The sequence below is a fragment of the Streptomyces celluloflavus genome, from assembly GCA_000720995.1.
Lineage (GTDB): Bacteria > Actinomycetota > Actinomycetes > Streptomycetales > Streptomycetaceae > Streptomyces > Streptomyces celluloflavus.
Map to the genome: position 1 here is coordinate 100,830 of JOEL01000004.1, position 19,902 is coordinate 120,731.

Here is a 19,902-nt window from a genome sequence, read left to right on the forward strand (position 1 = left end):
CATCGGCCGGTCCGCACCGCGGCGACCCGCGGTAGATGCGGACCGGCGTCGGACGGGATGCGGGCCGGGGGCGCCCCCGGATGCCGTCACACCGGGACGCGCGTACCGCGGCCGCCGAGCGCCATCCGGTTCCAGGTGTGGCGCCGGCCGCGGATCGCGACGGAGTAGGCGTAGAGCAGCTCCGGGTCGCAGAGACCGGGCAGGTAGGCGTCCCCGAAATGGTGCGCGTCCACGCCGATCTCCTTGGCGTTCAGGGCGAGTTGGGGCACCACGTCGGCGTGCGCGCCCTCCTGGCTGGTGCCGATCGTGCCCATCACGACGGCGCCCGCGTCCTGCACCGCGGCGACCGCCTCGGCGGCCAGTTCCCTGGTGACGCCGGGCATGGTGCCGGGCAGCGGCAGGACGACGCCGTCGGCGCCGGCCTCCACCAGGGCGGTCAGCCGCCGCGCGGTCAGCCGCTCCGGATGGCCCGCGTGGTGCATCTTGCCCGACCACAGCGCCACATCGTCGCCCAGCCCCGCGCGCAGTTCGTCGGTGACGCGGGCCAGGCCCTCATAGCTGCCGCCGGTACCGGGGTTGGCCGTCAGGCAGAGCAGCGCGGCCCCCATGCCGATCAGCCGTTTGGCGTGCTCGGGGCGGGCTCGGCGGATCTCCGGTACGTCGCCCGGTTCGAGGTTGACGCCGATCGGCCGGCCGACGTACGCGGCGAGGTCGGTGAAGCTGGTGAAGGTGCCCAGCCCCGGCAGCCGCAGCCGTTCGCCGTCCCAGGCCCGTTCGATGAGGTTGAGCACGACGATGTCCGCGCCGAAGGCGGCGACCAGCTCGATGTTGTGCACCCCGCGGCCGTCGGTGTGCGGGGAGAGCGCGGCGCGCTCGGCGAACACCTCGGCGATCATCGTGCGGCCCTCGGCGGCGGCCACCGCCGCGGTCAGCTCCCGGCCGCGCAGGCGGGCCAGTTCCTCGCGGTCGAGGTCGAGGATGCGCTCTGTCATGGCGTACCTTCCCAGCTCTTGTCCGTACCGGCGCGCCGGCCGGTACCGGCACTCCGGACGTGGCCGGCGCGCTCGGTGCCGATGCCGGTGCCGGCCTCCGTGGTCCTGTCCGCCCCATCGTGAACCGGCGGCGGCCGGCTGCGCACCACCGACAGGCCTACGGGCACCGCGCGCGGGGGCGGACGGCCGGGTCGTTTCCGGGGACGGCCGCCGGGTGCGCGGCGGGCGGCCGTCAGCCCCCGGAGCGCTCGACGAGGACGCCAAGGGCGGTCCGTACGGCCGCCAGGTCGCGGTCGCTCGCCAGCCCCGCGTGGTAGAGCCGCAGTTCACCGGCGCCCAGCGAGACGGCGTGCGCGGCGTCGGCGGCGAGGGCGCCGGGGCGGCCGCCCATCCCGGAGACGACGGTGAGGTTGGCGGCGACGGTGGTGCCGGCCGGCCGGTCCGCGAACGGCCCGAGCGCGTCCGCACGGACCGCGTCGTCGCCGGTGCACGGGACGACCACACCGTCGGCGTGCGCGAGGACGTCCGCCGGGTCCACACCGGCGTTGGCGCCGCAGCGGTGCGCGGCGGGGTCGGCGTGCAGCAGCACCCGGAACTCCCCCGCGGCGGCGTCCCGTACGGCGCGTACGGCCGCGCGCTGAAGGGTGCGCGCGGCCCCCTCGCGCCAGGCGTGCGCCACCCCGGCGAGGTCGGCGCCGAGCAGCGCCCCGATCTCCGCCCGCTCGCCCGCCCGGTCGGCCGGCGCGGCCGGGGCGCCCGCCCACACCGGTTCCAGGGCCCGTACCACCGCGCCCCGCAACTCCGCCGCGGGCACGCCGAGTCCGGTGTACCCGGCCGAGCAGACCGGGCAGAAGCAGAGCGACATCAAATACTGCGCGGCGCCGGAGAGCGGCAGCTGGCCGGTCTTGTCGTGGGCGTGCGGATGGGCCAGTCCGTACCAGCCGCAGGACTCCAGCTCGGCGCCGCGGGCGCCGGGCCGCACGGCCGCCTCGGCGGCGAGGGTGACGAGGTAGTCGCGCACCTCGGGGCGGGCGATGCACGGCGCCCAGGGGTACGGGTCACCGTAGGCGTTGTGGACGGCGGTGGCCGGATGCTCCGCGCCCATACGGGAGTTGTGGGCCAGCACGACCCAGGTGTGCACCTCCAGACCGGCGTCGGCCAGCGCCCGCGCGGCCTCGCCGAAGGGGTCCGCACCGGGCACCCAGTCCTGCGGGTACGGCCGCAGCGCCCGGCCCGCCCAGCGGGTGGGGTCCGGCGGGTAGAGGACGGCGGCGTGCCGGGCGGTGACGATGCGGTGGCGGGGGTGGCGGGGGGTGAGGGCGCGGGTCGAGTGGTAGGACGAGGCCAGCGTGACCTGCTGCACGCCGAGACCGGCGATGCGCCGGGCGGCGTCCGGGTCGCCGACGACGTCCCACGGATAGAGGAAGGCGGCGGTACGCATCAGGCGCGGGGCCCCGGTGCGCCCGCGACCAGCGCGAGTCCGCGGTCGATCAGCGCGGCGAGCTCCTCGACATGCGCCGGGTCCGGTTCGCTCAGCGGCGGCCGGACCTCGCCGACGTCCGTGCCGCGCAGCCGCACCCCCGCCTTGACCAGCGATACGGCATAGCCGCGGCCCCGGTTGCGCAGTTCGACCAGCGGCCGGTAGAAGCCGTCCAGCAGCCGGGCGACGGTGTCCTGGTCGCCGGTGGTCAGCGCCCGGTGGAAGGCGAGGGCGATCTCGGGGGCGAAGGCGAAGACGGCGGAGGAGTAGCGGCGGACGCCCAGGCCGAAGTAGGCGGGGCCGGTGAGTTCGGCGGTGGGCAGGCCGTTGAAGTAGAGGAAGTCCGCGTCGGCGGCCTCGGTGCGGACGGCGCTGATGATGCGCTGGAGCAGGTCGAGGTCGCCCAGCCCGTCCTTGAGGCCGATGATGCCCGGGGTCCTGGCCAGCGCGACGACGGTGGCCGGTGTGAAGACGGCGTTGTCGCGCTGGTAGACGATGACGGGGAGGGGGGTGGCGGCGGCGAGTGCGGTGTAGTGCCGCAGCAGTCCTCGCTGGCCGGCGGCGACGAGGTAGGGCGGCATGGCGAGCAGCCCGTCGGCGCCCGCTTCATGGGCGAGGCGGGCGAACCGGAGGGCGAGCGCGGTGCCGTACCCCGCGCCGGCGATCACCGGGACCCGGCCCGCGGTCTCCTCGACGGCGGCGGCGACGCAGTCGGCGAACTCCTCGGGGGTGAGCGCGTGGAATTCGCCGGTGCCGCAGCAGGCGAACACGGCGGCCGCGCCCGCGTCGATGCCGCCGCGCACATGGGCGCGGAAGGCCGCCAGGTCCACGGCGCCGTCCGGTGTGTACGCGGTCACGGGGAAGAACAGCAGTCCGTCGAGGCGAGCGGCGAGCGGCGAGTCTGAGGTCACGGGCTCTCCCTGGCATGCATGTGCATGTCTCTGATCAGTGTCCATATCTCTGAACGCGGCCACGCTAGAACAGCCCTCCCGCGCCGGTCAAGGGTCCGAAACGACCGCCCCGCAAGCGGATTTGACGAGTCCGTCCACTGTCTTGACCGGCCGCGATACCGCTCCCTACCGTGTCCACATCTCTGAATGCCGTCCGCGCATACGGCCTCGCAGCTCAGCCCGAGGAGTACCCGCCCATGACCGCACCCCGCACCGTCCTGCTCACCGGCGCCGCCGGCGGGCTCGGCACCCTGATGCGCGAGCTGTTGCCGCCCTACGGATACCGGCTGCGCCTCTTCGACCAGCGGCCCGTCGACGGGGAACCGGAGGCGATCACCGCCGATCTGGCGGACCGGGCGGCGGTGCGCGAGGCGGTACGCGGCGTCGACGCGATCATCCATTTCGCGGGCATCTCCCTGGAAGCGCCGTTCGAGCAGATCCTGCGGGCCAACATCGAGGGCACTTACCACCTCTACGAGGCGGCGCGCGAAGAAGGCGTACGCCGGATCGTCTTCGCCTCCTCCAACCACGCCGTCGGCTTCACCCCGCGCCCCGCGGACGGCTCCGGCGCGATCGGTATCGGCACACCGCGCCGCCCCGACACCTATTACGGCCTCTCCAAGGGGTTCGGCGAGGATCTCGCCTCGCTCTACTGGGACCTGCACGGCATCGAGACCGTCTCGCTGCGCATCGGCTCCTGCTTCCCCCGGCCGACGACCGTCCGGATGCTGTCGATCTGGATGAGCCCGGCGGACTGCGCACGGCTGCTGCACGCGGCGCTCACCGCCGAGGGAGTCGGCCATACCGTCGCCTACGCCTCGTCCGCCAACACCCGTCTGTGGTGGGACCTGACGACCGCCCGCGCGCTCGGCTACACACCTCAGGACGACTCCGAGCCGTACGCCGCCGAACTCATCGCCGCCCAGGGCGAACTCGACCCGGACAACCCCGAACACGCCCACCTCGGGGGCGCGTTCTGCACCGATCCGCCCCGCTGGCCGTACTGACCGGGGGCCGCCGCCCGCCCCGCGCTCCCCCGCCCCTCGCCGCCCGCCCGTCACAGGCCGTCCGTGGCCTGCCCGGCGGCGGCCGGGGTGCGGTACACCTCCCGGGCCGCCCGGCACGGCCCGCCCGGTCTCCGTACCCGGACCAGGTCCGGTCACCCGGGCCACCCCCGCCGCGGGCGGACGGCCACGCGGCGGGGGATCGCCGCTCGCTCGCATGCCCGATCCGCCACCGCACGGAACTTGCCACCGCTCCCTCGCGTCCTTGTCTGGGAACACAGTTCCGCCGCGGGACCGCGCGGCAACGGCGCACGGCGCGGTACGGCGGAGCGCATCACCACGCGGGAACGAGGAAACGCATCATGGGCATCGTCAGCTGGCTCGTACTGGGCCTGATCGCGGGCATCATCGCCAAGGTCCTGCTGCCCGGGCGCGACCCGGGCGGGATCGTCGGCACCACACTCATCGGCATCGTCGGTTCGTTCATCGGCGGCTGGCTCTCCACCAAGATCCTGCACCGCCCGATCCCCCGGGACTTCTACGATCCGTCGATGTGGATCGCCGCGGTCGCCGGGGCCCTGGTCCTGTTGATCGCCTACCGGCTGCTGTTCGGCAACTCCCGCCGCTGACCGCGGCGGCCACGCAGGACGGTCCCCTTGTCCGGGCAGGGACCCGGGTCAAGAACGCGTATCAGGAACGCGACAAGGGACACGCTGAGGGGCGCGGGTAATGGAACCGCAAAGGCGAACCGCGCGTTACTGCTGACATGACCGCTATGACTCCTGGCTCGAACCTCCCGCTCACCGCCGCGCGGGTGGCGGTGGATGTCACCGCCCCCGTGCGGCTGGACGTGTCGGGACTGCTGCTCACCGCCGACGGCAAGGTGCGCTCCGACGACGACTTCGTCTTCTACAACCAGCCCCACGGCCCCGGGGTGACGCACACCGCCGCGGCCGGCGACGGGGGCGACACCATCACGGTGGACACCGCCGCGGTCCCCGCCGGTATCGAGAAGGTCGTCGTCACCGCGAGCCTGGACGCGGCCGGTGCGACGTTCGCCGGCACCGAACCGACCGGCACGGTCCGCGACGCCGACAGCGGCGGCGTCCTCGCCTCCTTCACCCCGCCGCGGCTCGGCGCGGAGACCGCGCTGGTGGTCGTCGAGCTCTACCGCCGCAACGGCGTCTGGAAGGTCCGCGCCGTCGGGCAGGGGTACGCCGACGGCCTCGCCGGTATCGCCACGGACTTCGGTGTCAGCGTCGAAGAGCCCGCCGCACCTGCCGCGGCGCCCGCACCCGCCGCACCGCAGGCCCCTCCGGCACCCCCCGCCGCGGCGCCCGCGGACCAGTGGGGACCGCCCACCGGAGCCCCCGCGCCGATCGCCCCGCCGCAGCCCGCCGCATCCCCGGCCCCGCCCGCCCCGCCCGCGCCGGGCGCCGGCCGGATCAATCTGGACAAGGGCCGGGTCAGCCTCCAGAAGAACCAGACGGTGTCGCTGGTCAAGAACGGTCAGCCGCTGCTCACCTCCGTCAAGATGGGCCTCGGCTGGGAGCCCGCGTACCGCGGCAAGAGCATCGACCTGGACGCCTCCGTCATCGCCTACGGCCCGGACCGCAAGAAGGTCGACAACTGCTTCTTCGGCAAGCTGTCGATCCTCAACGGCGCCATCCAGCACTCCGGTGACAACCTCACCGGCGACGGCGCGGGCGACGACGAGGTCATCACCGTTCACCTCGGCGGACTGCCGCCGGAGGTGACCGGACTGGTCTTCACGGTGAACTCCTTCTCCGGCCAGAAGTTCTCCGAGGTCGCCAAGGCGTACTGCCGGCTGACGGACGCCCGGACCGGCGAAGAGCTGGTCCGCTTCGACCTCACCGGCTCGGAGAAGCGCACGGGCGTGATGATGGCCAAGCTCATCCGGCAGTTCTCCGGCGAGTGGGAGATGACGGCCATGGGCGAATTCGTCGACTCGCGCACGGTCCGCGGCATGATCAAGCCGGCGGCCCAGGCGCTCTGAACCGGCCGCCGCCCACCGGCTCCGCCGCTCCTCCCCCGCCGGCCCGCGGTCACCCGCACGGCCCGGGAGGGGGCGTACCGCCGGAGCCGGGGCGGCACCGGACGACCGGGGCAGAGGCCCCGGGACAGCGGCGGCCCGCCCTCCGATCAGGCTTCCCCCGCAGCGGGCACGGCGCTCAGCGGCCCCCGTCCGCCCCGAGCCCCACCACCCGGGCCAGCCGCTCGTACGACTCCACCAGCGCCGCCCGGTCGTAGGTACTGGTGGTCACCAGCACCTCGTCCGCCCCGCTGCGTGCGATCAGGGCGTCGAGGGCCGCGCCCACCTCGTCCTCCGTGCCGTGGACATGGCCGCGCAGCGCCTCCTCGTAGAACCCCCGCTCCCGGGCGGACATCTCCTCCCCCGCCCCGGCGGGCCGCAGCGCCGGGAAGACCCCGTGGGTACGGGAGTACGCCAGCGACCGGGCCTCCGGCACCAGCAGCCGCCGCGCCTCCTCGGTCGTCCCGGCCACCGCGACCGTCCCGGAGACGACGACATACGGCCGGTCCCGGAACGCCGAGGGCCGGAACGCCGCGCGGTAGCCGTCGATCGCGTCGAGCATCCGGTCCCGGCCGCGCAGATCACCGATGACCAGGGCCAGCCCCGCCGCCGCGGCGAGCTGCGCGCCCGCGCCGGTGGCCAGGACGAAGGCGGGCACCCGCAGCCCCTCGGCGGGCCGGGCGTGCACCTGCGGATGGGCCGTCTGCGTGCCCGTGAAGTAGCCCAGCAGCTCGGTGAGCCGGTCGCCGAAGTCCCCGACGGCGTCCTTCTCGGTGCCCAGTGCCCGGCGGATACCGTCGGTGAACCCCACCGACCGGCCGAGCCCCATGTCGATCCGGCCGGGGAAGAGCGACTCCAGCACCCCGAACTGCTCTGCGACCACCAGCGGCCGGTGGTTGGGCAGCATCACCCCACCGGTGCCGACCCGGATCGTGGACGTCGCCGCGGCCACCGCCGCGGCGAGCACGGTGGGCGCGGAGCCGGCGACGCCGGGCACGCTGTGGTGCTCGGACACCCAGAAGCGGTGGTAGCCGAGCTGTTCCGCGCGCCGGGCCAGGGCCACCGTGTCGCGCAGCGCGGCCCCCTCCGGATGCCCCGCTCTGGTGCGGGAGCGGTCCAGGATCGAGAATCGTGTCGTCCGTATCGTCGAGCTCACCTCAGCTTCAACGTCCGCGCGCGCCCAGGATTCCACCCGTCCCCCGCCCGTCCACCGGGCCACCCCACCGCGGGCACCCGCCGCCGGACACCCCGCGGCAGGCCGCCCCACGGCACGCACGAGGAGCGTGTGATGACGCAGCGACCGTCCCCGGCCGGCGCCCCCGGCCACCAGGACCCCCCGGACCTCCCCCCACCCGTCGCGGAGGCGTACGGCGAGTCCGACCTCAGCACCGTCCCCGTGTTCGCCGGCGGCTTCATCAACTTCGGCTACTGGGCGGGGCTGCCCGGGACGGCGGACCGGCCGCTGACCGAGGCCGACCGCGTCCGCAGCGAGCAGGATCTCTACCGTCTGGTACTCGGCACCTTCGACCGCCCGGCGGGGCGCACCGCGCTGGAGGTCGGCTGCGGCCGGGGGCTGGGCTGTGCGCTGGCGCTGCGCGAGTTCGACTTCGGGTCGGTCACCGGCCTGGACGCCCACCCGGACCAGATCGCCCGCGCCCGGCATGCCAACGCGGCGCTGCTCGGGCCGCCAACCGGCGAACCGGCGCCCGACGGCCGCACGCCGTCCCCCGGCCCCGCCCCGGTCCGGCTGGACTTCGTCCGCGGTACGGCCGACCGCGTCCCGCTGCCGGACGGCGGCACCGACTTCCTCTACTCGGTCGAGGCCGCCCAGCACTTCCGCGAACTGGCCGGTTTCGCCCGGGAGGCGGCGCGGCTGCTGCGCCCGGACGGCCGGCTGACGCTGACGACGTTCTTCGCCCGCGACCGTGCCGCCGCCCGCGCCCTGCCCGAGCTGCTGCCCACGTATGCCGACGGTCTGGACGTCCCGCATGTGATCGACGACGCCGCCGCGACGCTCACCGGGGCCGGACTGCGGGACGTCCGGGTGACGGCGATCGGGGACGGCGTCTGGGCGGGCTACGACCGCTATATGGCCCAGCAGCCGCGGTTCCGCGACGAGTGGCCACGCCGGTTTCTGACGGCGTACACATCGGGTCTGCTGGACTACTACGTCATCACGGCCGGCGCCGCCCGCGGCCGGTGATCCCGGCCGCCGCGCCCGCCGCCTCGGCACAGCGCGGCGGGCGGTGCGCGCCATCTGCCCGCACCGCCCGCCGGACCGCGCTGCCCTGCCGCTCCCGCGCCGGGTGTCACCCCGCCGTCGGCCGCGCCGGGCGGCCCGCGATCAGCTCGCCTGCCGGGAGCGCGCCTTGAAGGCGGCCTTACGGGCCTCCTTGGCGGCCTTCTTGTCCGGGTGCAGCCGGCCCATGGCCTCCAGGACGTCGGCGGTGGCCGGGTGGTCCACCCGCCAGGCGGTCTCGAAGAACCCGCTGTGCTGGTCCGTGAGGCTCCGTACCAGCTCGTGCAGCTCGGCCGTCGCCTCCTCGTCCTCGGTGTCCAGCTGTGCCGCGATGGTGTCCACCGTCAGCCAGAAGATCATGTCCTGGGAGGGCTCGGGGATACCGGGCACGGCGCGCTCGGCGAGCCAGACCCGGGCCAGACCGCCGAGCTGCCGGTCGTCCAGCACCTCGCGCAGCGCGGGCTCGGCGTCCCGGGCGACCAGGGACAGCGCCTGCTGGGCGGCGAGCCGGCGCAGCGGGGCGTGCGCGTCGTCGCCCCGGGCGGCCGCGAGCAGGTCCCGGGCGGCGTCCACGGGCGTACGGGCCGCCAGCCACTGCTCGGACTCGGCCTGGGCGAGCGCCTCGGGGTAGTCGGGCAGCGCCTCCAGGAGGACGTCGGCGCCCTTGTCCGCGAGGTCGCCGACGGCCGGGGCGTACACGCCCGCGTCCTGCATCCGGGCGCGTACCGCGTAGATGCCGAGCGGGGTGAGGCGGACCAGGCCGTAGCGGGAGACGTCCTCGCCGTCCAGCGGCTCGGCGGCGCGTACCGTCTCGCCGTCCTCGTCCAGCTCCTCGATGAGCGCCTCGTCGACGGGGGTATAGGCGACCAGGCCGATCGGCTCCAGCAGCCGGAACTGGTCGTCCAGGCGCATCATCGCCTCGGAGACCTCTTCGAGGATGTCGTCGGTGGGCTCGTCCATATCGTCCGGCACGATCATCGACGCGGCCAGCGCGGGCAGCGGAACGTCCTGGTCGGGGCTCTCGTTCAGGGCCGTGAGCAGGTAGAGGTTGCCGAGGATGCCGTCCAGCAGCTCGGCCTCCTCCTCCGGGTTCCAGTCGATCGCGTCCAGGTCCAGTTCGCCGCCGTCGGCGAGCTGGTCGGCGATGTCGGAGAGGTCGGGGGCGACCGCGTCGGCGAGCACGGTCTCCATGCCGCCGAGCCAGATGTCGAGGATGTCCCGCGGGGAGCCGGAGGTGAGCAGGGCGAGCTCCTCGCCGGGGGTGGCGGTGCCGACCGAGGCGTCGTCCAGGGGTCCGGCGTCCGCCGTGGCGTCCGCGTCGGCGCTCTCCTCGATCTCCACCAGGCCGGTGTCCACCGCCAGCTGCCACGCCTCGGCGGCGTACCCGGGGCCGTCCTCGTCGGCGGCCAGGCCGAGGTGCTCGGTGGCGGCGCCCAGCGATTCCTGGAGGATCTCGCCGCCGACGCCGACCGGGACGCCGTGCTCGGCCCAGCGGGCGAGCTTCGCGGCCCGTGCCATCAGCGGCGCGGCGAGCGCGTCCCGGGCCAGCTCCGCTTCGGAGTGCAGCCGCACCGGCGGCAGGGTCGGACGGTCTGCGGACATCTGGGGCTCAGCTCCTCGAACGGACTACGGACTCGTGCGACGCCCAAGCGTAGACGGAATTCTCCGCGTCCCGGGCGGTTCACCCGCCCGCCCCTCTCCGGTCGCCCGGCGCACCTTGACAACTCCCGTGGCCACACAAGAGATTGACGCGCGTAGAAAGCGCCATTCCGCGCCGCGCACGGCTCTTTCCGCAGACCTCCCGTCCGCTCCTCGCCCCGCCCTCTCCCCCGGAGGCATTCATGCCGTCCCGTCGTCCGCTCCGCAGCCCCGTCGCCGTCACCGCGGTGACCTGCGCCGCTCTCGCCACCGGACTGCTCGGCGCCCCGCAGCCCGCCGCCGCTTCGGGCGTCCGCATCCATGACATCCAGGGCACCACCCGTATCTCCCCGCTCGCCGGGGAGCGCGTCACGGGGGTGCCCGGCATCGTCACCGCGATCCGGGCGTCCGGCTCGGCGCGCGGCTTCTGGGTGCAGGACCCGCACCCGGACGACGACCCGGCGACCAGCGAGGCCATCTTCGTCTTCACCGGCAAGGAGACGCCGGACGTCGCGGTCGGGGACTCGGTCACGGTCACCGGGAAGGTCACCGAGTACTACCCGGGCGGCAAGGACGCCGGCCTCCAGTCCGTCACCGAGCTCACCGGCGCCGACTGGGACGTGCTGGCCTCCGGCCTCCCGCTGCCGGCCCCCGTCAAGCTCAACGCGGCCTCGATACCGGCCCGTTACGCCCCCTCGGCGGGCGGCGGGAGCATCGAGTCGCTGCCGCTGCGCCCCCGCTCGTACGCGCTGGACCGCTTCGAGTCCCTGGAGGGTATGCGCGTCTCGGTCACCGACGCCCCGGTCGTCGGCCCGACCAACACCCACCGCGAACTGTGGGTCACCGCACAGCCGGACCATCACCGCACGGCCCGCGGCGGCACGCTCTACAGCTCGTACGGGGACCCCAACCCGGGCCGGATCAAGGTGACGTCGCTGACCCCGCCGGCCGCGGGGTCCGGCACCACCGACCCGCAGCCGTTCCCGGTGGCAGATGTCGGCCAGCGGCTGACCGGCACCACCACCGGGCCGCTGGACTACGACAACTACGGCGGCTACACGATTCAGGCCACCCAGCTGGGCACCGTCACCGGCCGCGGCCCGGCCCCCGAGACCACCCGCAAGCAGCGGGCCGACGAGCTGGCGGTGGCCACGTACAACGTCGAGAACCTCTCCCCCAAGACCCCGCAGGCCAAGTTCGACCGGCTGGCGTCGGCGCTGGTGCGGCGGCTGGCGGCCCCCGATGTGGTGGCCCTGGAGGAGGTCCAGGACGACGACGGCCCCACGGATGACGGCGTCGTCACCGCCGGGGTCACCCTCAGGAAGCTCACCGACGCCGTCAAGGCGGCCGGCGGCCCGGCGTACGAGTGGCGGCAGATCGACCCGGTGGACGGCCAGGACGGCGGCCAGCCGGGCGGCAACATCCGGGTCGCGTTCCTCTTCAACCCGGAGCGGGTCGCGTTCAAGGACATCGCGGGCGGCGACGCCACCACGCCGGTGCGGGTGCTCGCCGACCACGGCAAGGCCACCCTCTCCGCGTCCCCGGGCCGGATCGCGCCCGATGATCCGGCGTGGCGCGACAGCCGCAAGCCCCTGGTCGGCCAGTTCTCGTTCCGGAACCGCCCCGGCAGCCGGGTGTTCGTGGTCGCCGACCACTTCAACTCCAAGGGCGGTGACCAGGGCCTGGACAGCCGTTTCCAGCCGCCGGCCCGGACCTCCGAGACCCAGCGGACCGCGCAGGCCCGGCTGGTGAACACCTTCGTCAAGAGCCTGCTGGCCACCGACCCGAAGGCCGATGTGGTGGTCGCCGGGGACCTCAACGACTACCAGTTCTCACCGGCCCTGAAGACCCTGACCCAGGGCGGTGTGCTGACCGATCTCGTCAACCGGCTGCCGCTCCCCGAGCGCTACGGCTACGTCTACAACGGCAACTCGCAGGTCCTGGACCACATGCTCACCAGCCGCCACCTCACCCGCCCCGACTACGACATCGTGCACATCAACGCCGAGTACGCCGACCAGGCCAGCGACCACGATCCGCAGGTGCTGCGCATCCGGCCGTGAGGCGGGCGGCCGGGGCCTGACGGGGAGTCGCCGCGGCGGCCCCGGTCAGGCCCCGGCCGGGACCCGCCCCGCGGCGGCGACGTCCTGGCCCGTACCGCTCCCGTCCGGGCCGGGACCGCCGTGGTCCCGGCCCCGCCCCTCCCGGTCCGGCGCCGGCTCCTCCTCGCCGGGCGCCAGGTCCCGTACGAGCAGCGTGGCGCCGGCCACCGCGCCCGGCATCAGCACCACCGCCGCGAACGGGACGAGGAAGAGCAGCACGAGCGGTGTGCCGAAGCCGACGGCGAGCGCCGGGCGGCCGCGCAGCAGCCGCAGCCGTGCGCGTACCGGGATGTCCCGGCGCTGCATCGCCACCGAGGTCAGCTCGACGGCGAGGAAGAAGCCGGAGACGCAGCAGCCGATCACCGGGACGACGGTCTGCCCGAGGAACGGGACGAATCCCAGGGCGAACATCAGGAGGCCGAAACCGGCGGCCCGCAGCAGCACATGGACGCCGTCCCGCAGCGCGGCCCACAGCTCCCGCCAGAGCGGCAGGTCCGGGCCCGGCGGGCAGTGGCCCGCGGACTCCTCGACCCGCTCCGAGAGCGACTCGTAGAAGGGCTCGCCGATCAGCAGGGTCACGGCGGTGAAGGTGAGGACGGCCAGCAGCAGCCCGCCCGCGCACAGCAGTGCCACGAACAGGCCGCGCAGCAGGGCCTGCCAGGGGGCGCCCCAGCCGTCGGCGAACGGCGTCGCCCAGGCGGCGACGGAGTCGGCCCGGAACGCGAGCACGGTGAACGCCGCGGCGTACAGCACCAGGGTGATCAGCGCCGGGAGCAGTCCGAAGCCCCACCACCGGCGGTGCCGGGCGACCCAGTACTGCCCCTGCCCCAGGTACCGCATCCCCGCTACAAGATCACGCATGGGCAGAGCGTAGACGGCACCGCGGCCCGGCAGGTCTCCCCCACCGGGCCGCGGCTGCCGCCGGAGCGGCACGGTGTCAGTTGTGGCTGTGCAGAATCTCGTTGAGACCGCCCCAGACCGCCTTGTTCGGCCGGGCCTCGACGGTGCCGGTGGTGGAGTTGCGGCGGAAGAGGATGTTGTCGGCACCGGAGAGCTCCAGCGCCTTGACGATCTGGCCGTCGGGCAGCGTGACGCGGGTGCCCGCGGTCACATAGAGGCCGGCCTCGACGACGCACTCGTCGCCGAGCGCGATGCCGATGCCCGACTCGGCGCCGAGCAGGCAGCGCTCGCCGATGGAGATGATCTGCTTGCCGCCGCCCGACAGGGTGCCCATGGTGGAGGCGCCGCCGCCGATGTCGGAGCCGTCGCCGATGAGGACACCCGCGCTGATCCGGCCCTCGATCATGGACGTGCCCAGCGTCCCGGCGTTGAAGTTGACGAAGCCCTCGTGCATGACGGTGGTACCGGCCGCGAGGTGGGCGCCCAGGCGTACCCGGTCGGCGTCCGCGATCCGCACCCCGCCGGGCGCGACATAGTCGGTCATCCGCGGGAACTTGTCGATGCTGGTGACCTGGAGGTGGCGCCCGGCGGCGCGGGCGTTGAGCCGCACCGTCTCCAGCTGGCCGACGGCCACCGGGCCGAGCGAGGTCCAGGCGACGTTCGCCAGCAGCCCGAAGAGGCCGTCCAGGCTCTGCCCGTGCGGCTTGACCAGCCGGTGGCTGAGCAGGTGCAGGCGCAGGTACGCGTCGTGTGCGTCCAGCGGCTTGTCGTCCAGCGAGGCGATGACCGTACGGACGGCCACGACCTCGACGCCGCGGACCGGGTCGGGGCCGGTCGCCTGCGGCGCGGTGGCGCCCAGCAGTTCGGCGGCGCGCTCGCCGGTCAGCCGCTCGGTGCCGGCGGGGCCGGGCTCGGCGACCAGCTCGGGCGCCGGGAACCAGGTGTCGAGAACGGTGCCGTCGGGGGTGACGGTGGCGAGCCCGGCGGCGACGGCGCCGGTGGCACGGGGAGTACGGGGAGTAGCAGCATCGGTCATGCCGAAAACCTAACCGGAGGGTGCCCGCGGAGGCGAACCGGTCTCAGCGGACGGGCCCGGCCCGTGCGGTCCGCCCCTGCCGGCCCAGTGACGGGCTCAGGCCGGCACGCCGTCCAGCCCGGCGCGCACCGTGGCGCGGTCGAAGGGCCGGCCGGTGAGCAGATGCTGGATGAGCAGCCCGTCGGCGAACGCCACCACGGCCCGCGCGGTCGGCAGATCGCCGGTGCGCCGGCCCAGCAGCCGCACCATCTCGTCCAGGCAGGCGGCGGCGATCGGGCGCACCGCCTCGTGCCGCAGCGCCGCCAGATACAGCTCGTACTCCAGCACCACCCGCGAGCGGTCACCGGCGAGGGTCTCCTCGACGAGCCGGATGACCTCGTCGGCCAGCGGCGCCGCCGTGTCGATACCGTCCACCCAGCGCGCGAAACCCGTCAGCCAGCCGCGGTTGACCTGCCGCAGCGCGGCGACCAGCAGATCGTCCAGCGTCGCGAAGTGGTACGTCGTGGAGCCCAGCGGCACATCCGCCGCGGCGGCCACCGCCCGGTGGCTGAGGGCGGCGATCCCGCGCTCCGCCACCACCGCGATCGCCGCGTCGATGATCCGCTGCCGCCGGTCCGGGTCGTAGCGCCGCGCCATCAGTGCGCACCGCCCAGATTCAGCGTCACGACCCCGGCGATGACCAGCAGCACCCCGAGGATCTTCAGCGCGCTCGCGGTCTCCCCCAGGAACACCATGCCGATCACCGCGATCACGGCCGTACCGGCGCCCGACCAGATGGCGTACGCGGTGCCGACGCTCATCGACTTGAGTGTCTGCGACAGCAGCGCGAAGGCGATCAGGTATCCGGCGACGGTCCCCAGGGACGGCCACAGCTTGCTGAAGCCCTCGCTGTATTTCATCGCCGTGGTGGCGAGGATCTCGGAGAGGATCGCGCCGGCCAGCGTCAGATAGACCATGTGTACGAGTGTACGCAGCGTTACGTACATCCGTACACAAGAACGGGCGGGCGACCGGGCGCCGCGGACCGCGTGGGGCCGACGGCGCTCCGGCACCGCGAAACGGCCGTACCCGCCGGTGGGAGACCGGCGGATACGGCCGTTTCGCTGCGAGGGAGACCGTCAGACGTTGAAGCCGAGCGCGCGAAGCTGCTCACGGCCGTCGTCGGTGATCTTGTCGGGGCCCCACGGGGGCATCCAGACCCAGTTGATCTTCAGCTCGTTGACGAGGCCGTCCGTCGCGGACTTCGCCTGGTCCTCGATGACGTCGGTCAGCGGGCAGGCCGCGGAGGTCAGCGTCATGTCGATGGTGGCGATATTGGCGTCGTCGACATGGATGCCGTAGATCAGGCCCAGGTTGACGACATCGATGCCCAGCTCGGGGTCGACGACGTCGTAGAGCGCCTCGCGGACCTCTTCCTCCGAGGCCGGCTTGGTGGTCGTGAGGGTGTCGGGGGTGTCGGTCATGCGGTCTTCGCCTCCTCTGAGAGGGCCTTGGCCGTGGCGTCCTTCCAGGCCATCCAGCTGAGCAGCGCGCACTTCACTCGCGCCGGGTACTTCGAGACACCGGCGAACGCGACCGCGTCCTCCAGCACCTCCTCCATCTCGTCGTCCGGCTCCACCTGGCCCTTGGACTGCATCAGCGCCAGGAAGGTCTCCTGGATCTTCTGCGCGTCCCCGAGCTCCTTGCCGACCAGGAGCTCGTTGAGCACCGATGCGCTGGCCTGGCTGATGGAGCAGCCCTGGCCCTCGTAGGACACATCCTCAATGGTGGCGCCGTCGAGCCGCACGCGCAGGGTGATCTCGTCACCGCACGTGGGGTTGACATGGTGCACCTCGGCGTCGCCGTCCCGAAGACCGCGCCCGTGCGGGTGCTTGTAGTGGTCCAGGATGACGTCCTGGTACATGGAATCCAGCTTCACGGCTCAGTCAGTCCTCATCCTCATCCGCTGTGCGTGATCAACCGAAAAAGTTGCGGACGTGCTCCAGGCCCGCCACCAGGGCGTCGACCTCGGCGGGGGTGGAGTACAGATAGAAGGACGCTCGTGTGGTCGCAGGAATTCCGTAGCGGAGGCAGACCGGCCGCGCGCAGTGGTGGCCGACCCGGACCGCGATGCCTTGTTCGTCCAGGACCTGGCCGACGTCGTGCGGGTGGATGTCGCCGAGCGTGAAGGAGATCGTCGCGCCGCGGTCCTCGGCCGTGCTGGGGCCGATGATGCGCAGGTCGGGGACGTCCAGCAGTCGCTTGACGGCGTACTCGGTGATCGCGTGCTCATGCGCGGCGATCTTGTCCATGCCGATCGCGGCGAGGTAGTCCACGGCCGCACCGAGGCCGACGGCCTGGGCGATCGGGGGCGTACCGGCCTCGAACTTGTGCGGCGCGGGGGCGTACGTCGAGGAGTGCATCGACACGGTCTCGATCATCTCGCCGCCACCGAGGAACGGCGGGAGGTCCTCCAGCAGCTCCTGGCGGCCCCAGAGGACGCCGATACCGGTCGGGCCGCACATCTTGTGGCCGGTGAAGGCCACGAAGTCGGCCTGCAGCGCCTGTACGTCCAGCACCATGTGCGGGGCGGCCTGCGAGGCGTCGATGACGACCAGCGCGCCGACCTGCTGGGCGCGGCGGATGATCGCCTCGACCGGGTTGATCGTGCCCATCAGGTTGGAGACCAGGGTGAACGAGACCACCTTGGTCCGGTCCGTGATGATCTCGTCGATGTTGGACAGATCGAGCCGGCCGTCGTCGGTCAGGCCGAACCACTTCAGCTTCGCGCCGGTGCGCTGCGAGAGCAGCTGCCACGGGACGATGTTGGAGTGGTGCTCCATCTCCGTGATGACGATGTCGGTCTCACGGTCCACCCGGTAGGGCTCATCGGCCCAGCCGAGCATGTTGGCCACGAGGTTGAGCGACTCCGAGGCGTTCTTGGTGAAGATCACCTCATCGCGGCTCGGCGCGTTGATGAAGGCGGCGACCTTGTCGCGGGCGCCCTCGTACAGCGCCGTGGCCTCCTCGGCGAGCACGTGCACGCCACGGTGGACGTTGGCGTTGTGCTGCTCGTAGTACTCGGTGAGTGCGTCGATGACCTGGCGCGGCTTCTGCGAAGTCGCCGCACTGTCCAGGTAGATCATCTTCTTCCCGTCGTGGACCACACGATCCAGAAGGGGGAAGTCCTTACGGATCGCCTCGGTGTCGAGGAGGCCCGGCAGCCGTGTCACGCGGTTACGCCACCCTTCGTGTACTCCTCGTAGCCCTCGGCCTCAAGCTTGTCGGCGAGCTCGGCGCCGCCGGACTCGGCGATGCGGCCGTTCGCGAACACATGGACGAAGTCGGGCTTGATGTAGCGCAGGATGCGCGTGTAGTGGGTGATCAGCAGGGTGCCGACCTCACCGGTCTCGCGGACGCGGTTGACACCCTCGGAGACGGTGCGCAGCGCGTCGACGTCCAGACCGGAGTCGGTCTCGTCGAGGATCGCGATCTTCGGCTTGAGCAGCTCCAGCTGGAGGATCTCGTGGCGCTTCTTCTCACCGCCGGAGAAGCCCTCGTTGACGTTGCGCTCGGCGAAGGCGGGGTCCATGGAGAGCCGCTCCATGGCCTCCTTGACCTCCTTGACCCACAGCCGCAGCTTGGGGGCCTCGCCGCGGATCGCCGTCGCCGACGTCCGCAGGAAGTTGGAGACCGAGACACCGGGGACCTCGACCGGGTACTGCATGGCGAGGAAGACACCGGCACGGGCGCGCTCGTCGACGGACATCTCCAGGACGTCCTCGCCGTCGAGGGTGACGGTGCCGCCGGTGACCGTGTACTTGGGGTGACCCGCCAGCGAGTAGGCGAGAGTCGACTTGCCGGAGCCGTTGGGGCCCATGATGGCGTGCGTCTCGCCCTGCTTCACGGTCAGGTCGACGCCCTTCAGGATCTCGCGCGGGCCGTTCTCGGCGTCGACGGAGACGTGCAGGTCGTGGATCTCAAGCGTTGCCATGGGGAACTCAGGACTCCTGGGTGATGGAGACGAGCACAGTTGCGTCTGGGCCGTCTCCTTCGATCTTGACGGGGTATACGGGAACGGGGCGCGTCGCGGGAAGACCCGACGGCTTGCCGGTGCGCAGGTCGAAACTCGATCCGTGCAGCCAGCACTCGATCGAGCAGTCCTCGACCTCGCCCTCCGAGAGGGAGACGTTCGCATGCGAGCAGATGTCGTTGATCGCGAACACCTCGCCCTCGGTACGGACCAGGGATATCGGCGTGCCGTCGATCTCCACCCGCTTGGGGGTGTCCTCCTCCAGCTCGCTGAGCGCCGCTGCGCGTACGTACGTCATGCCGCGGACGCTTCCAGTTCGGCCTCGATCTTGCTCATCAGACGCTCTTCGACGTCCGGGAGACCGATCTGCTGGACCAGCTCGGCGAAGAAGCCGCGGACGACCAGCCGGCGGGCCTCGTCGGCCGGGATGCCGCGGGCCATGAGGTAGAAGAGCTGCTCGTCGTCGAAGCGGCCGGTCGCCGAGGCGTGGCCGGCGCCGACGATCTCGCCGGTCTCGATCTCCAGGTTGGGGACCGAGTCGACCCGCGCGCCGTCGGTGAGGACGAGGTTGCGGTTGAGCTCGTAGGTGTCCGTGCCGGTGGCGGACGCCTGGATCAGGACGTCGCCGATCCAGACGGCGTGCGCGTCCTGGCCCTGGAGCGCGCCCTTGTAGACGACGTTGGAGCGGCAGTTGGGCGCCCCGTGGTCGGCGAAGAGGCGGTGCTCCTGGTGCTGGCCCTCCTCGGTGAAGTACAGGCCGTACAGCTCGGCCTCACCGCCGGGGCCCGCGTAGTTGACGCGCGGGTGCAGCCGGACGAGGTCGCCGCCGAAGGTGACGACCACGGACTTGAAGGTGGCGTCCCGGCCGACCAGGGCGTTGTGCTGGCCGACGTGCACGGCCTGGTCGTCCCAGTCCTGGACGGAGACGACGGTCAGCTTGGCGCCGTCACCGAGGAGGTAGTCGACGTTGGCGGCCAGCACGGCGTCACCGGTGTGGTCGATGACGACGACCGCCTCGGCGAACGCGCCCAGCTCGATGACCTGGTGGCCGAAGGCGGTGCCGCCCTCGCCGTGCACGGCGATACGGATCGGCTCGGAGAGCACGGTCTCCTTGGGCACCGTGAGGACCGACGCCTTCTCGAAGGAGCTGTACGCCTGGGCGGCGACCCGGTCCACGGGCTTGCCGGCCTTGCCGACCCGCGGGTCCGCGCGGTCGACCAGCTCGTGGGTGACGCCCTCGGGCGCGGTGATGTCGATCTTCAGATCGGCACCGCCGGCGACGGCGCTGCCGTCGTGCAGGCCCCGCAGGCGCGCGAGGGGCGTGAAGCGCCACTCCTCCTCGCGGCCGTGCGGCACGGGGAAGTCCGCCACGTCATAGGACGGCGGGGCGCTCATCCGGGTGGCGACGGTGGACTCCGCGGCCACCGCGATGGAGCCGGCGGTGGTCGCACCCGCCGGGATGTTCTGAGCCTCAGCCATGGCTGTCGTCGTGCTCA

20 protein-coding genes are annotated in these 19,902 nt (G+C 72.9%); 5 read left to right on the forward strand and 15 right to left on the reverse strand.

The window, feature by feature from the left end; genetic code table 11:
* Positions 1–86: 86 nt before the first annotated feature.
* The 3 genes from IH09_RS05565 to IH09_RS05575 all read right to left on the reverse strand — a co-directional run bounded on the left by IH09_RS05565 (position 87) and on the right by IH09_RS05575 (position 3,383).
* On the reverse strand, positions 87–992 hold the full coding sequence (locus IH09_RS05565) for a DUF7916 family protein (RefSeq protein WP_052854600.1): 906 nt from the start codon (positions 990–992) through the stop codon (positions 87–89).
* 232 nt (positions 993–1,224) lie between these two features.
* Positions 1,225–2,433 carry an alpha-galactosidase gene (locus tag IH09_RS05570; RefSeq protein ID WP_052854602.1) on the reverse strand — a complete coding sequence of 403 codons (1,209 nt, stop codon included), beginning with the start codon at positions 2,431–2,433 and terminating at the stop codon, positions 1,225–1,227.
* Positions 2,433–3,383, reverse strand: coding sequence for a 5-dehydro-4-deoxyglucarate dehydratase (locus IH09_RS05575; RefSeq protein WP_318279394.1), 951 nt, complete (start codon positions 3,381–3,383; stop codon positions 2,433–2,435). Before IH09_RS05575 ends, IH09_RS05570 begins: the two co-directional genes overlap by 1 nt.
* A 236-nt stretch (positions 3,384–3,619) precedes the next feature.
* Here IH09_RS05575 and IH09_RS05580 point away from each other — a divergent pair, with 236 nt between their 5' ends.
* The 3 genes from IH09_RS05580 (at position 3,620) to IH09_RS05590 (ending at position 6,443) form a co-directional block, all read left to right on the forward strand.
* On the forward strand, positions 3,620–4,429 hold the full coding sequence (locus IH09_RS05580) for an NAD-dependent epimerase/dehydratase family protein (protein ID WP_052854606.1): 810 nt from the start codon (positions 3,620–3,622) through the stop codon (positions 4,427–4,429).
* Positions 4,430–4,788: 359 nt separating this feature from the next.
* Entirely contained in the window at positions 4,789–5,055 is a 267-nt protein-coding gene (locus tag IH09_RS05585) for a GlsB/YeaQ/YmgE family stress response membrane protein (protein WP_052854607.1), read from the forward strand.
* 146 nt (positions 5,056–5,201) lie between these two features.
* Positions 5,202–6,443 carry a TerD family protein gene (locus tag IH09_RS05590; protein ID WP_052854609.1) on the forward strand — a complete coding sequence of 414 codons (1,242 nt, stop codon included), beginning with the start codon at positions 5,202–5,204 and terminating at the stop codon, positions 6,441–6,443.
* Positions 6,444–6,618: 175 nt separating this feature from the next.
* Here IH09_RS05590 and IH09_RS05595 read toward each other — a convergent pair whose 3' ends face one another.
* The gene (locus IH09_RS05595) at positions 6,619–7,635 is read right to left on the reverse strand and encodes an MsnO8 family LLM class oxidoreductase (RefSeq protein ID WP_052854611.1); all 1,017 of its coding nucleotides are present in this window, start codon (positions 7,633–7,635) and stop codon (positions 6,619–6,621) included.
* A gap of 132 nt (positions 7,636–7,767) precedes the next feature.
* Between IH09_RS05595 and IH09_RS05600 the strand changes: the two genes are divergently transcribed.
* On the forward strand, positions 7,768–8,682 hold the full coding sequence (locus IH09_RS05600; RefSeq protein ID WP_052854613.1) for a class I SAM-dependent methyltransferase: 915 nt from the start codon (positions 7,768–7,770) through the stop codon (positions 8,680–8,682).
* 141 nt (positions 8,683–8,823) lie between these two features.
* Here IH09_RS05600 and IH09_RS05605 read toward each other — a convergent pair whose 3' ends face one another.
* Positions 8,824–10,320: a hypothetical protein gene (locus tag IH09_RS05605; RefSeq protein ID WP_052854615.1), complete on the reverse strand. Its 1,497-nt coding sequence runs from the start codon at positions 10,318–10,320 to the stop codon at positions 8,824–8,826.
* A gap of 239 nt (positions 10,321–10,559) precedes the next feature.
* Here IH09_RS05605 and IH09_RS05610 point away from each other — a divergent pair, with 239 nt between their 5' ends.
* Positions 10,560–12,419: an endonuclease/exonuclease/phosphatase family protein gene (locus tag IH09_RS05610; RefSeq protein ID WP_052854617.1), complete on the forward strand. Its 1,860-nt coding sequence runs from the start codon at positions 10,560–10,562 to the stop codon at positions 12,417–12,419.
* A gap of 45 nt (positions 12,420–12,464) precedes the next feature.
* Here IH09_RS05610 and IH09_RS05615 read toward each other — a convergent pair whose 3' ends face one another.
* From IH09_RS05615 to sufD, 10 genes are all read right to left on the reverse strand, one after another.
* Positions 12,465–13,319, reverse strand: a complete 855-nt coding sequence (locus IH09_RS05615) for an EI24 domain-containing protein (protein ID WP_052855094.1) — start codon at positions 13,317–13,319, stop codon at positions 12,465–12,467.
* A 76-nt stretch (positions 13,320–13,395) separates the two neighbouring features.
* Entirely contained in the window at positions 13,396–14,394 is a 999-nt protein-coding gene (dapD, locus tag IH09_RS05620; protein ID WP_052854620.1) for a 2,3,4,5-tetrahydropyridine-2,6-dicarboxylate N-succinyltransferase, read from the reverse strand.
* A 96-nt stretch (positions 14,395–14,490) separates the two neighbouring features.
* Positions 14,491–15,030 carry a TetR/AcrR family transcriptional regulator gene (locus IH09_RS05625; RefSeq protein ID WP_052854622.1) on the reverse strand — a complete coding sequence of 180 codons (540 nt, stop codon included), beginning with the start codon at positions 15,028–15,030 and terminating at the stop codon, positions 14,491–14,493.
* Entirely contained in the window at positions 15,030–15,350 is a 321-nt protein-coding gene (locus IH09_RS05630; RefSeq protein WP_052854624.1) for a DMT family transporter, read from the reverse strand. The genes IH09_RS05625 and IH09_RS05630 overlap by 1 nt, the downstream gene beginning before the upstream one ends.
* Positions 15,351–15,512: 162 nt before the next feature.
* Entirely contained in the window at positions 15,513–15,857 is a 345-nt protein-coding gene (locus tag IH09_RS05635; RefSeq protein ID WP_052854626.1) for a metal-sulfur cluster assembly factor, read from the reverse strand.
* Positions 15,854–16,312 (reverse strand): Fe-S cluster assembly sulfur transfer protein SufU, encoded by a 459-nt coding sequence (gene sufU / locus IH09_RS05640; protein WP_052854628.1) that lies wholly within the window; start codon positions 16,310–16,312, stop codon positions 15,854–15,856. The genes IH09_RS05635 and sufU overlap by 4 nt, the downstream gene beginning before the upstream one ends.
* 37 nt (positions 16,313–16,349) lie before the next feature.
* Positions 16,350–17,606 carry a cysteine desulfurase gene (locus IH09_RS05645; RefSeq protein ID WP_052854630.1) on the reverse strand — a complete coding sequence of 419 codons (1,257 nt, stop codon included), beginning with the start codon at positions 17,604–17,606 and terminating at the stop codon, positions 16,350–16,352.
* Positions 17,603–18,367, reverse strand: a complete 765-nt coding sequence (gene sufC / locus IH09_RS05650; RefSeq protein ID WP_052854633.1) for a Fe-S cluster assembly ATPase SufC — start codon at positions 18,365–18,367, stop codon at positions 17,603–17,605. Before sufC ends, IH09_RS05645 begins: the two co-directional genes overlap by 4 nt.
* Before the next feature lie 7 nt (positions 18,368–18,374).
* Positions 18,375–18,704 carry a non-heme iron oxygenase ferredoxin subunit gene (locus tag IH09_RS05655; RefSeq protein WP_052854635.1) on the reverse strand — a complete coding sequence of 110 codons (330 nt, stop codon included), beginning with the start codon at positions 18,702–18,704 and terminating at the stop codon, positions 18,375–18,377.
* Positions 18,701–19,885, reverse strand: a complete 1,185-nt coding sequence (gene sufD, locus IH09_RS05660; protein ID WP_052854638.1) for a Fe-S cluster assembly protein SufD — start codon at positions 19,883–19,885, stop codon at positions 18,701–18,703. Before sufD ends, IH09_RS05655 begins: the two co-directional genes overlap by 4 nt.
* Between the last annotated feature and the right edge of the window lie 17 nt (positions 19,886–19,902).